The organism is Aeromicrobium ginsengisoli, from assembly GCF_004134905.2.
GTDB lineage: Bacteria > Actinomycetota > Actinomycetes > Propionibacteriales > Nocardioidaceae > Aeromicrobium > Aeromicrobium ginsengisoli.
This window is the reverse complement of record NZ_SDPQ02000003.1, coordinates 755,220-767,870: the sequence shown is the minus strand read 5'-3', so window position 1 is coordinate 767,870 and position 12,651 is coordinate 755,220. Positions and strand designations below refer to the sequence as shown.

Annotated in this window: 11 protein-coding genes and 1 tRNA gene; 1 reads left to right on the top strand and 11 read right to left on the bottom strand. The window is 69.6% G+C overall.

Features of this window, described 5'->3' with window-relative positions:
- Nucleotides 1–31: 31 nt before the first annotated feature.
- From ESP70_RS16915 to ESP70_RS16870, 10 genes are all read right to left on the bottom strand, one after another.
- The gene (locus ESP70_RS16915; RefSeq protein WP_149690466.1) at nt 32–1,150 is read right to left on the bottom strand and encodes an acyltransferase family protein; all 1,119 of its coding nucleotides are present in this window, start codon (nt 1,148–1,150) and stop codon (nt 32–34) included.
- 49 nt (nt 1,151–1,199) lie between these two features.
- Nucleotides 1,200–2,417, bottom strand: coding sequence for an acyltransferase family protein (locus tag ESP70_RS16910; protein ID WP_149690465.1), 1,218 nt, complete (start codon nt 2,415–2,417; stop codon nt 1,200–1,202).
- Nucleotides 2,414–3,778: an O-antigen ligase family protein gene (locus ESP70_RS16905; RefSeq protein WP_149690464.1), complete on the bottom strand. Its 1,365-nt coding sequence runs from the start codon at nt 3,776–3,778 to the stop codon at nt 2,414–2,416. The genes ESP70_RS16910 and ESP70_RS16905 overlap by 4 nt, the downstream gene beginning before the upstream one ends.
- Entirely contained in the window at nt 3,775–4,872 is a 1,098-nt protein-coding gene (locus ESP70_RS16900) for a glycosyltransferase (RefSeq protein WP_223148760.1), read from the bottom strand. The genes ESP70_RS16905 and ESP70_RS16900 overlap by 4 nt, the downstream gene beginning before the upstream one ends.
- Nucleotides 4,869–6,029: a hypothetical protein gene (locus ESP70_RS16895; protein WP_149690463.1), complete on the bottom strand. Its 1,161-nt coding sequence runs from the start codon at nt 6,027–6,029 to the stop codon at nt 4,869–4,871. Before ESP70_RS16895 ends, ESP70_RS16900 begins: the two co-directional genes overlap by 4 nt.
- On the bottom strand, nt 6,026–7,105 hold the full coding sequence (locus ESP70_RS16890) for a glycosyltransferase family protein (protein WP_149690462.1): 1,080 nt from the start codon (nt 7,103–7,105) through the stop codon (nt 6,026–6,028). The genes ESP70_RS16895 and ESP70_RS16890 overlap by 4 nt, the downstream gene beginning before the upstream one ends.
- An 8-nt stretch (nt 7,106–7,113) precedes the next feature.
- Nucleotides 7,114–7,653 (bottom strand): acyltransferase, encoded by a 540-nt coding sequence (locus tag ESP70_RS16885; RefSeq protein WP_149690461.1) that lies wholly within the window; start codon nt 7,651–7,653, stop codon nt 7,114–7,116.
- 4 nt (nt 7,654–7,657) lie between these two features.
- Nucleotides 7,658–8,287, bottom strand: coding sequence for a YveK family protein (locus tag ESP70_RS16880; protein WP_188110675.1), 630 nt, complete (start codon nt 8,285–8,287; stop codon nt 7,658–7,660).
- A 106-nt stretch (nt 8,288–8,393) separates the two neighbouring features.
- Complete coding sequence (locus ESP70_RS16875) at nt 8,394–9,713, bottom strand: UDP-glucose dehydrogenase family protein (protein WP_149690459.1); 1,320 nt, start codon at nt 9,711–9,713, stop codon at nt 8,394–8,396.
- Nucleotides 9,714–9,930: 217 nt separating this feature from the next.
- Nucleotides 9,931–10,017: transfer RNA gene (locus tag ESP70_RS16870), tRNA-Ser, on the bottom strand.
- A 156-nt stretch (nt 10,018–10,173) separates the two neighbouring features.
- On the opposite strand from ESP70_RS16870, the gene ESP70_RS16865 reads away from it, so the two are divergent.
- On the top strand, nt 10,174–12,219 hold the full coding sequence (locus ESP70_RS16865; RefSeq protein ID WP_149690458.1) for a carboxypeptidase-like regulatory domain-containing protein: 2,046 nt from the start codon (nt 10,174–10,176) through the stop codon (nt 12,217–12,219).
- Here ESP70_RS16865 and ESP70_RS16860 read toward each other — a convergent pair whose 3' ends face one another.
- A complete protein-coding gene (locus ESP70_RS16860) occupies nt 12,220–12,651 on the bottom strand; it encodes a hypothetical protein (protein WP_149690457.1) in 432 nt (143 codons plus the stop codon).

Here is a 12,651-nt window from a genome sequence, read left to right as displayed (position 1 = left end):
CGCAGACACGTGGGGCCGCCGCGCGCGCCACTCAGGGGGCGACGCGGTGACGGCTGATGGATCGTCGCAGGCCACGCCGGGCCGGCTCCTCGACGAGGTGGAACACGGCTGCGGCGACCGCGATCACCGCCGCGTACACGAGGATCGGGATGACGGCTCGCACGACGCCCTCGCCGGGGCGCCCGCCCTGCCACACCCGGCCGATCAGCAGTGACGCCACGGCCAGCGTCAGGGTGTGGGTCATGTAGAGCGAGTACGAGACCCGGCCGAGCCACACGACGGGCCGCGCCCTGAACATACGCAGGAGTGGACCCGTGGCCCCGGCACAGGCGACCACGACGAGACCGAGGCACGGCACTGCGGCCAGGGGATAGAAGCCGACGTCGTGGACGTCCTGCGCCCGGCACGCGACGATGATGCCGATCGCCGCGACAATGCCGATGACGTCCCAGTGCCGGCCGTGGCGCCAGCGACCACTGCGCGTCCAGGCCACGCACAGGAAGCAGCCCGCGAGGAACTGCATGGCGAGGCGGGTCCAGCCGGTCCGGTACGAGAAGAAGCCGACGCCGTGGACGTCGAACCGCTGGAGGCACACGAGCCCGATGACCGTGACCGCCGCCGCCAGCGCCCCCGCGACCCACGCCGAGCGGATCCGGATCAGGACGAGGGCGAGGACGGGGAACGCGAGATAGGCACCCATCTCGAGGCACACGGTCCAGGCGACGGCGTCGATCGACGAGTTGGGCGGGACGTGGTTGAGCAGCACGAGGTTCATCGCCACGTTGCGGGCGCTGAGCAGCGAATCCGTCAGCACCGAGACGTCCGGCGCCCGCGCCATGAGGTAGAGCGCCCAGGCCACCAGCATCAGCAGGAACACCGGGTAGATCCGCGCCAGGCGCAGGCCGAGGAACCCGGCCGCGCCGCGCCATGTCCAGCGCCCCAGCACGTCGAGGTAGTTGAGCGTGATGATGAAGCCGCTGAGCACGAAGAACAGGTCGACACCGAGATAGCCACCTTGGGCGAAGCTGCGCGCATGCTCGGCGGACGGCCACATCGTGACCGTGAGGGTCAAGGAGTGGAGGGCGAGCACCCACACGGCGCCGACCGCCCGCAGCCCCGTCAGCTGCGGGACGTCCGCGACCCTGCTCACGCGACGCTCGTGACGGCAGACCCGGTGCGCGGACCGCGGAGGGCGGCGCTCACGGCACCCCCGCGCTCTCGACGCTCGCCCGGCGCGGGTTGCCGCGCATGGCCGGCGCCTCGACGAGGTAGAACGTGGCGCACGACAGGGCCGTCGTCAGCGCCAGGACGAGCGCGACACTCGCGACCATCCCGGATGCGGTGTCGGAACCCGCCCAGCCGTGCCTCGCGACGAGGAGGATCACGGGGTAGTGCCACAGGTAGACGCTCAGCGAGATCTTGCCGACGAACCGCAACGGCCGCAGATCCGCCAGCGTCGCGAACGCCGACGTACGACCCCGTGCCGCGGGCTCGGTGACGACCAGCAGGAAGATCCCCGCCGCGATGGCGAACGCCGTGCCGGCGAACCGGGATCCGCTCGAGGTCAGCATCAGCGCGACGAAGAACGTCAGGAACCACAGGGGGGCACCGACCAGCCAGAGTCGTCGAGCGGTCAGGCGCCGCAGGCCACCTCGCTCCATCCAGACGAAGAGAACGACGGCGACCATGCCGTACGCGAAGTTGTCCGCCAGGACGAACAGGCTGCGGGCGAGGACCGCGATGCCGTTGGAGCCGAAGTCGGCGTCGGCCACCGACATCGGCGCCCGGTCGGCCTGCAGGGCAGCCGTCACGATCTTGCCGACGGCGCCGAGGACCGCGAGGGCCACCGCCGGCATGAGCGCACGCCACAGGCGCGGTTCGCCGCCCCGGCCCGAGCGCAGGAACGCCACGGCGAGCACAGGCAGTGCGACGTAGAAGCACAGCTCCGTCGTGAGCGACCAGGACGGAGCGATGCCGGTCTGCAGCCCGTGCGGCGAGAAGTTCTGGACCAGCGTCAGGTGTGCCAGGATCTCCGGCACCGAGGTGATGCGGCCCGAGCCCGTGTCGGTGCCTGCCTTGGCGACGTCCGTCGCGTTGTGCACGTAGACCGCAGCCAGGACCAGGTTGGCGAACAGGAAGATCACGACGTAGCCCGGATAGACCCGACGCAGTCGTTGAGTCGTGTAGCGACGCAGGCTCGGTCGGGGTCGTCCGGCGGCGTACGCGCGCACGAACGGCAGGTAGATCAAGAAGCCCGACATCGCGAAGAAGTAGACGATCGCCTCACTGAGATAGGTCAGGTGGAAGCGGTCGAGCTGCAGCGGGGCGAAGAACGCGATCGTGTGCACGGCGAGGACGCAGAGGCACGCGATGCCGCGCGGCCCGTCCAGCCCGACGAGTCGGTTGCGGTCGGTCACGACGGGTCACCCCCGGTGACGCCGGTCCAGCGGTCGTGGGAGAGGAAGGCCAGCAGCACGGCGAACGACATCGTCGCCGGCGGCAGCAGGACGACGGGGAAGTCCAGCTGCAGGGCAACCAGCGCGACGGCGGCGAATCCGGCCGCCACGACCGCCTGCGCGAACGTGCCCCGCTGCACCAGCACGTACGACCGGAACAACCCCGCGATCAACAGCAGGACGAAGATGACGCCGACGAAGACGCCCGCCCGGTAGACCGTCAGCAGCGGGGCGTTGGCGACGTAGTTGGCCAGCAGCGCGGCCGAGGAGTCACGGAACTCCGGGATGCCCCAGCCCTTGCCGAACCACCAGTGCCCCTGCATCGCGTTGACGTAGTGGTGGAAGGCCTCCAGACGGGCCTGGGTGCCGGTGTCCGTCGGGCCGAACGAGTCCGCCAACCGATAGCGGACCACCGGACTGGCCAGTGCCCCCGCAGCCGACAGCACCGTGGCGACCAGCAGGGCGAGCCGGGCGCGGCCGCTGATGTTGGCAACCACGATCAGGATCAGGATCGCGGCCACGACGGTGGCGATCGACGTACGACTCAGGGTCAGCGCGATCGCCGCGCTGATGAGGCCCGCGGCCGCCACCCGCGACAGTCCGCGCAGCAGCGCCACCGCCAGGATGAGGCCCACGACGAGGATGAAGGCGCCCAGGTTGGGGTCGACGTAGGTCCCGGTCAACCTCAGGGCGACGGTCTGAGAGCCCCTCACGACGCGCGCATTGTTGCCGTCCGGGTCATAGCCCACGGCGCTGAGGCGGTCCAGGAGACGGCCCGTGCGATCGACGACCGCGAGCACCAGCCCGAAGCCCGCACCGAAGCAGCTGCCGAGCACGAACCACCGGCCGAACGAGGCCAGGTCCGCTGCGCTGAGCATGCGCAGCGGGATGACCAGCGAGAACGCGATGACCCAGCGGCCGTACTCGACGATCGAGACGGAATCCGCCGAGGTCATGATCATCGCCACGCCCGAGGCACCCACGGACAGCGCGGCGAGCACCTCGACCCAGCCGATCCGCAGCGGCGGGCCCTCGATCAGCGCGACCGCGACCCACACGCCCATCCCCAGCACCAGGATCAGCGGAGCGCCGAGGCCGGGCGCCGGCAGCAGGGGCGCGCCGGCGAGGACGAAGCCGGTCAGTCGGAACACCGAACGGGGATGGGCGGCGACCACGAACAGGACGACCGCGCCGAACAGGCCCAGCAGCACGAGGTGCCGGAGCGAGGTGTCCAGGAAGGCCGTGACACCCAGCACGCCGAGCCCACCGGCGACGACGGACCAGCCGGCGGTCGAGGACGTACGGAACTGCAGTGTGCTCATGACGCGAGCCAATCCAGGACCGCCCGCTGCGGGACCCCGGCCGTCCAGCGGTCGGCGTTGATCGCGTGGATCCGGGCCCCCTCCGCGGCCGCGGCATCACGATCGAGCAGCATCGCGCGAGCAGCGGCGACGAAGCTCTCGCGGTCGTCGTCGATCGGGATCTCGAAGACCGACGAGAGTGAGCCGACAGCTGCCGACGTCGCCACGACCGGCAGCCCGCGGCTGGCGGCGTCGAGGATCTTGACGCGTACGCCTCCACCGGTCGTCACAGGGGCGAGCACCGCCCGGCACGTCGCGAGGAACCCGTCGAGGTCCGGGACGAAGCCGAGATCCCGGACTCCGGGCGGGAGGGACAGAGCACGGGCCCGGTTGCCGACGACGCACAGCTCGGCGTCGTCGATGCCGTTGGAGATGTCGGGCCACCATCGGAGCAACGTCTCGAAGGCCTTGTGGTTGGGCGGCCACGCGCGTTCGCCCACGAACACCAGCCTGCGGCCGCTACCGGCGACGTCGACCGCCTGCTTGGGCGGGAGGGTGACGTCCAGCCACCGCGCGTGAGGGACGCCATGCGACCGATAGTAGGCCGCTTCGTCGGCGTCATAGGTGCCAACGCCACGAGCCGCGCGAGCCACCCGCAGCTCGTCGCGACGGATCCTGACGCTGTCGATCCGGCCCACGATGCCGCGGGTCTCGGACCAGACGAGCGACTCCGAGATCACGGTGTTGACCAGCAGCGGACGCACACCCGCCCACCGCGACCGGAGGAACGGCTCGGCCATGTAGCTGTGGTCGGCGACGTAGACGTCGGCCTCGAGGGTGTCGAGCGCAGCGACGTAGGCATCGTCGTCGAAGCGCGTGTGCACGAGGCTGCGCCCCCGCCGCAGGCTGCGCAGCGTGATCGTCGCGGGGGCGACGGCCGGCTTGGGCACCCGCCACGCCTGGCCGTCAGTCGTCGTCTCGGTCACGTCCGGGGACAGGAAGAGGCCGACGGTCTCGTGCTCCGATCGGCTGATCGCCATCAGCTCGCGCGAGATCGTCAGATCGCCGCCGTGCGTCGTCGCCGGGTCCTTGGACAGCAGGAACGCCACCTTCACGGCGTACCTCCGTCGACATCCGCGAGCAGGTGCACCGCGCGACTGTAGGCGTACGTCATCACGAGATCGGAGACGACGAAGGCGGCGGCAGCGGCCGGCCCACCGAACCTCGCCACCCCCAGCAGCAGCACGAACTTCACGGCGACCGAGACCCACGTGACCGCCGTCCGGAACTGGTCGCGGTGCTGCACCGCCAGGACCGTGGTGAAGATGCTGCTGAGCGTCCGCGGAACGGTCACCACAGCCATGATCGCGAACGTCCACACCAGCTCGGCCGGGGCGCCGGCGATCGCCATGATCACCGCCGTCAGCCCGACCGCGCCACCCAACGTGAGCGACAACGACATCGAGGATCGGAAGCTCGGCCCCGCAGTGTGGTGCCCGTCGGCAGCGCGCAAGCTCTCGGTGAACGTGTAGCTGTAGTTCTGGCCGACCGCCGCGAGGGACCAGATCAGCAGGCTCCCGTACGCGTAATAGCCGGCCGAGCTGTGGGAGGCCCAGGCCCCGACCGCCACGATGTCGCCCTGTGAGTAGACCGCGCCACCGACGGCTTCGGCGACGATCGCGGCGGTCCGCGAGGTGATCTCGGGACGGCGCGGACCGTGCTGCCTGGCCTCCCACAGGCCCCAGGCCAGGAACGGGACGAAGCTCACGAGGGTCCACGCCGCGATGCCGATCAGCGTCGGATGATCGGCCGAGAAGAAGTAGGCCGCCGTCGCAGCGAAGCCGATCACCTGCCGAACCGTGTCGACCCCCATGGCGCGGGCCGGATGGCCCCGACGGATGAACCCGCTCTTGACCGCGTTGAACGCGATCTCTCCGCCCGCCTTGCCGATCGCGAACCCGCTCAGGAAGTGGTCGCCTCGCAGCAGCAGCGCACCGACGACCAGCAGCAGCCCGCCGCCGATCACCCGCGTGGTCCGGTCGCCGAGGAACGTGTCCTCGTCGACCCGCAGGGTGCGTACGACGTAGTAGTGATCCAACGGCACGGTGATCAGCACCGACACCGCGATCGCGATCGCGTACGCCCCGTAGACCGCGATGCTCGTCTCGCGGGTCAGGAGCACCGCCCAGAAGAGGCCGATGAACCGGCCGAGATACATCCACCCCGACGAGAGCACCGTCTCGGCGACCTGCCGTGAGACGCGCCGGATCATCGGGACCACGCCTGCAGGTAGGGCGCGATGGCGGACTCGACGGTCTGCGTCGCCGCGAACCGGTCGAGGTCGTCGGTGGCGGCCTGCAGCGCCGCGGGATCGTCGACGAGGTGGCTGGCGGCAGCGGCGATGTCCGAGCCGTCACCGTCGAGGGCGATCGTCGCTCCGGCACGAGCGGCGCCGGTCAACGGTCCCACGGCCGACCCCAGCGACGGCGTCCGATAGGCGACTGCCCGCATCAGCACGCTCGACGCGGGGAACACCTCGCTGCCGTAGACGTAGCGGCGCTCGTACGGCAGCAGCAGCGCGCGCACGGAGGCAAAGAACGCATCCTCCGCCTCGCCCTCGACCTCGCCGAGGATCTCGACGCCCGGCGTGTGGGGAAGGTCCGCCGTGCCACGCCCGGCGACCCGCAGCGCGATGCCGGGATCGAGGGTCCGGCGGATCGCGAGGAGGTGCTCGAACCCCTTGCCGCGGTAGACGTGGCCGAACAGGCCGACCGCTCGTGGGCGCTCGGCAGCCGGCGGCAGCGCCGGGCGTTCCGGAACGATCAAGTGGCTCTCGGTCTGCGACGAGCCCACTCCCGCGGCTGCCATCACCTCGACGCCCTCGGCGCTGAGCGCGAACGTCTCGACGTGCCGCATCAGGCGGCGCTCCATGCGCGCCGTCAGTCGGTTGAGGGGCAGGTGCGCGCCGTGCACGGCATACCGGCTCCGAGCCAGGCCCTTGGTCAGGAACGGATACCAGACCGGACGCGGCGGGTCGTGCAGCGTCGCCGTGCGGACCGACGCCTCGACCCCGGCTGCGGCCCACAACCCGGCCAGCGAGCCCCCGCTCAGCTCAGCGTGGACGATGACGGGGCGGCCGCGACGCTCGTTGATGGCGGTCCGGAGGGCGCGCCTGATGCGCAGGACGTCGCGCACTCCGTCCTCGCGCGGCGGGCCGTGCCGGAGCTCGACGACCTCGCCGAGGTGCGGCGAGACGGCGGCGACGAAGTCGTCCGCGTGATCGCCGACGCCTGACGTCCCACCGCGGGGCGCAAGGTAGAGGAGCGTGGCGCTCGCCAGGTCGGGCACGCGGCGTCTCAGAAGAACAGCGGCCGGAAGACCGGGCGGTAGTCGAGGGTCGAGCGGCGGGTGCCGACCGAGACGGCGGGCACGCCCGCGACGATGTCCATCGCCGGTACGTCCTGACGGACGAGTGAGCACGCCGAGACGACAGCGCCCCGGCCGATCGTCACACCGCACAGCACGGTCGTACGCACCGCCAGCCACACGTAGTCCTCGACCACGATCGGCTGCAGGATCGCCGCGAAGTCCGGCGCATGGACGTCATGGAAGGCAGAGATGAAGTGGGTGTCGCTGGCGATCACGGTGTTCGAGCCGATCGTCAGGCCCCCGCGGGCGTCCAGGACGCAGCGGAAGCCGATCGAGACCGCCTCACCGACACGAAGGTTGCCGATGCCCAGCACGGTCGTGCCACGCAGCACGGAGCAGTCGCGGCCGACCGTCGCGCCCCACAGCCGGAGTGCGCCGATGCGCAGGCGATGGGACGGCACGTACGTGATGACGGTGTTGTAGAAGACGTCACCGAGATGTGCCCAGATGCGACGCGGCCTGGACATCGGATCACGTCCCCGCGCGGTCCGAGACGCGGGCTCTCGCGCTGAACTCTCTGGTCGCCACCACGCCGGACCCGATCATGGCGCCAATCACGAGGCCGGCGAGCAGGTTGACCGTCCAGTTGGGCGAGCTGGGCGCCGAGGGCACCTGCGCGGGACTCACGATGGTCCCGGTCATGGAAGCCGGCGAGTCCTTGGAGGGCCGTTCGAGCACGTCGACCTCCTTGATGAGGGACGTGCTCACTGCTTCGGAGAGTGTCGCGGCGCGCTTGGCTGAGGTGTCGGCGACCGACACGTCGACCATCGTCGTCGTCATGCTCGTGCTCACCGAGACCTGACCCGCGAGCTGCCCGGCGGAGACGGTGCCCCCGCTCTCGGCGGCGACCGGATCCAGGACCGTGCTCGAGCGGGCCAGTGCGTCGAAGCCCTGGACGCGCGCCAGCGCATACTGCGCTGCGTTGGAGAGGTCCTCACCCTTGGCGCCGCCCGACGCCGTGAAGTAGATCCTCGTCGTCGCGGTGTACTGCGTCGTGGTCAGGGCGGACAGCGCAATGGCAGCGAGGAGTCCACAGATCGTGGCGACCACCAGGATCGGCCAGCCACGCCGAAGGGCGTGGAAGTAGTCGTATGGGTGCACCTGTGACTCCTGTTGCTCTGTGACGATCCGGTCGTGCTGGACTACCTCACTCTATGAGGCTCGCGGTCCGGTGAGCCACGACCCGCAGGCCGGTGGAGCAGCGCTTTCAGTGCTTTCCGCGACCCAACGCACGATACGTCCACCCGGCGTCGCGCCACGCCGACGGATCGAGCGCATTGCGGCCGTCGAGCATACGAGGACTGTCGACCAGCTTGGCGAGCGCGACCGGGTCGAGCTGGACGAACTCGGGCCACTCGGTCAACAGCAGTACGAGCTCGGCATCGACGACGGCGTCCTCGGCCGACTCGACGAACACGAGCTGCGGCTGACGCGCCTTGGCGTTGGCGTTGGCCTCGGGATCGGTGACCACGACCTGGGCGCCCAGCTCGCGCAGCTTGGCCGCGACGTCGAGCGCGGGAGAGTCGCGGACGTCATCGCTGTTCGGCTTGAACGACGCGCCCAGCACGGCGATGCGGCGGCCCTCGAGGGTGCCATCCAGCTCTTCGCTGGCCAGGGTCACCATGCGGCTGCGGCGACGCAGGTTGATGGCGTCGACCTCGCGGAGGAAGCTCAGTGCCTGGTCGACGCCCAGCTCGTCGGCACGGGCCATGAAGGCGCGGATGTCCTTGGGCAGGCAGCCGCCACCGAAGCCCAGGCCGGCGTTGAGGAAGCGACGGCCGATGCGCTCGTCGTGACCGATCGCCTCGGCGAGGTGTGTCACGTCGGCGCCGGTCGCCTCGCACAGCTCGGCCATCGCGTTGATGAACGAGATCTTGGTGGCCAGGAAGGAGTTGGCCGCGACCTTGACGAGCTGCGCCGTCGCGTAGTCGCTGACGATCCGCGGCGTGCCCTCGGCGATCGGACCGGCGTAGACCTCGTCGAGGATCTCGACTGCGCGGGCGCCCGCGTCACCCTCGGGGACCCCGTAGACCAGACGGTCGGGGTGCAGGGTGTCCTTGACCGCGAAGCCCTCGCGGAGGAACTCCGGGTTCCACACCAGCGTCGCGCCGGGGCTGGTCGAGGCGATCTGCTCGGCCAGGCGCTCAGCACTGCCCACCGGCACGGTCGACTTGCCGACGACGAGGTCGCCGTCGGCCAGGTGCGGCAGCAATGACGTGACCGCAGCGTCGACGTACGTCATGTCGGCGGCGTTGCCGTCGGAGACCTGGGGGGTGCCGACGCAGACGAAGTGCACGTTGCTGCCGGCGACCGCGGCCGGGTCGTCCGAGAACGACAGTCGGCCCGTCGCCATGACCTCGGTCAGCAGGGCGGGAAGTCCCGGCTCGAAGAACGGCGCCTCGCCGCGCCGGAGCGCGTCGATCTTCTCCTTGTCGACGTCGAACCCTGTGACGACGTGACCGAGCTTTGCCATGCACGCCGCATGGACGGCGCCGAGGTAGCCGCAACCGATGACCGAAATGCGCACCACAGGAGGCTACCAATCGGTGAACGCGGGATTCCGGATACGGGTGGGGGAGGCGTGTGACCGCAGTCACATGGGGTGGTCGCGGGTTTGCTTGCGCCTTCCACTCGCGAGGTGGTCGTCTCGCCGGCGGCGGAGCGAGCTCCTCTGTTGTCACCACGCAAAGAGACCAGCCACGTTGCGTGGCTGGTCTCTTCGATTCGTGCTTGTCACGTTGCGGCGGAGGTGGCGAGATTTGAACTCGCGAGAGGTTTAAACCTCAACCCGCTTAGCAGGCGGGCGCACTAGGCCACTATGCGACACCTCCCCGCCGCCGATCGAAACCGGCAACCGGAACAGGATACCGACCGCGCCGCCCGTCCGACGAATCGGGCATTCTCCCTCGCGCTCCGCGATGGATCTATAGAGTTTCTCGGAGCCCGGACAGCCCGTCTCGGCCTCGGTCTCGGAAGGCCCCGCTGTCGTGCTCACCCATCCCCTTCGCCGCGCCCTCGCGGCCCTCTCCTCACTCCTGCTCGTCCTCGGGCTGGTCGTCCTGACGTCGTCGCCGTCGAGTGCGGAGGACCCCGCGGGGAAGTACAAGGTGACCGGCACCGTGAACGTCGCAAACATCGCCGTGCGCTTCTACCGGTCGACCACAGGAGACGAGTCCGGCCCGTGGGAGCTCAGCGAGACCACGACGACGAACGCCACCCAATCTCCGACTGCCTCCACCGGCGACTACTCCGCATGGCTCGAGCCGGGCACGTACCGCATCACCTTCAACGAGTTCGACGACGGAACCCTCAACTGGAAGGTCTACGCCCCGTACGACTGGGTCGACACCGCCTGGTACAACGCCGGAGACACGACGTTCACGATCACCGACAGCGGCCGCTACTTCGGCGCCACCGCCCTCCCCAAGCGGGCCGGCTACATCCACGGCGCGTACAGCGACATCTGCTCCAACTACACGGAACCCCCGACGGTCGAGGCGTACGCCGCCGACGACCCCGATCCGGCCCATGCCTCGGTGTGGCGCGGGTTCTGGGGGAACGAGTACACGGGGTGGGCGTTCGAGGGGCCGACCAAGTTCAAGATCGTGTCACCGGCCCACGCGAGCCAATGGGTGGGCGGCGACAGCTTCGACACGGCCACGGCCTTCACCATCCCCCAGGAGGGCAACACCGTCGGACCGGACATCTTCCTGCAGCAAGAGTTCGACGAGACCTCCAACGGACGGATTCGCGGTGGTGTCGACACCGAGTCAACTGGCCAAGACATCGCGGGACTCGTCGTGCGGTTCTACCGCTCGGAGTCAGGCGGCGACGACGGCCCGTGGGTGCTGACCGGGGAGACCACGACCTCAGACGGCACCAACTCCGCGAACGACGGGCTGTCGAAGGGCGACTACGAGAAGTCCCTGCCCAGCGGCGTCTATCGCGTCACGGTCAACGACAGCCCTGATGGTTCGGTGGCGTCGAGGTCGTACACGTCAGGCGCCTACCGCGGCACCGATCTGGCTACGGCTGGCAACGTCTGTGTCGACAGCCGGATCATTGGCAACATCGACGAGGCGCACGTGCGGCCCGCCGGTGGCACCATCACCGGCCGGGTGACTGACGGACGAGGCAACCCGATCGCCGACACGACGGTCGACCTCGTGGACGGGTCCGACACCGCTAGCGGCAACGATCCTGTGATCCGGACGGTGAACACGCGGTCGGACGGAACGTACTCGATCCACTCGATCGAAGGCCCGGTCAAGCTCCGCTTCACGCCCGAGAGCGTGACCGTGGCCGGCAAGGAGGTCCCGCAATTCGTCGGAGAGTGGTCAGGTGACGCTCCCGACTTCGAGCACGCAATCGCCACCGAGGCCACACTCGGCGAGACCACGTCTGGCGTCGACGCCACCCTGGCCGACGCCCCGATGGTCGCCGGCCTGGGGCCGTACATCCACGGCAAGCCGCTGGTCGGCACCCGCATGACCGCGACGGGCATCGCCACGAATCACTCCGACATCCCGCCGTCGTACCAATGGCTGCGCACCAAGAGCGGCAAGACGATCTCCATCAGCGGAGCGACGAAGTATTCCTACGTCCTCACTGCCAAGGACGCGGGCGCCCGTGTGTCCGTGCGGGTGACCATCAATCCACCCGCCACCTTCCCTGGCCTGACTCCGGTCTCCAACATCTCGGCGCGGTCCGACGTCGTCAAGAGCAAGTCCCATGTCGTGGCTCGAGCAAGAGCCCTCGGCGGTCGCAGGTTCAAGATCACGTTCTCGGTCTCGGTCGTCGGAGTCAGCAAGCCCGACGGTCGGGTGTATGTCAGCTGGGTGCGCCTCAAGCCGAGGGGCAACTATCTCTACCCCACCGGGACAACCACCTCGCGATGGGTCAGCTACCGGGATGGCTACGGCTCGTACACGGTCAAGGTCAGCAAGAAGGGCTACTGGGCCTACCGCGTCTACCAACCCACCACCTCGACGATCCTCACCCACCAGGCGTCGCACGCTCTCTACGTCAAGTAGTCAGCTCGGGTCGAAGCGGCGGTAGCCGTTGGCGGCGTTGAGCCGGTCGTAGATGTCGCGGAGCAGCTCCGTGGCGCGACCGCCGACGTACGCCAGCGGGACACCGAGCACCTCGCCGTTGCCGCGATCGACGAACAGGCGACCACGGTCGATCGTGACGTCCTCGACGTCGAGCCACTGCACGTCCACCGGCTTCACCGTCAGCGGTCCGCCGACGCGCAGCGCACTGGCATCCGTACGCGCGACGACGGGCGGGCGGGCGAACACCCGCGCGGCGTTCAGCAGCGCGGCGACGGCCAGGACGCCGAAGATCCAGGCCAGCGCCGTCACCGAGGACAGGAAGAACGCCAGCGCCGCGGCGACGCCGGCGACGATCACGTTGATGCCGACGGCGGGCAGCACGAATCTGCGGTCGAGTCGATAGTTCGTCAA

What these genes read in the sequence shown, in the direction of transcription:
- ESP70_RS16895 (WP_149690463.1), bottom strand. Translation starts at nt 6,029, where the DNA reads ATGATCCGGCGCGTCTCACGGCAGGTCGCCGAGACGGTGCTCTCGTCG.
- ESP70_RS16905 (WP_149690464.1), bottom strand. Translation starts at nt 3,778, where the DNA reads ATGAGCACACTGCAGTTCCGTACGTCCTCGACCGCCGGCTGGTCCGTC.
- ESP70_RS16885 (WP_149690461.1), bottom strand. Translation starts at nt 7,653, where the DNA reads ATGTCCAGGCCGCGTCGCATCTGGGCACATCTCGGTGACGTCTTCTAC.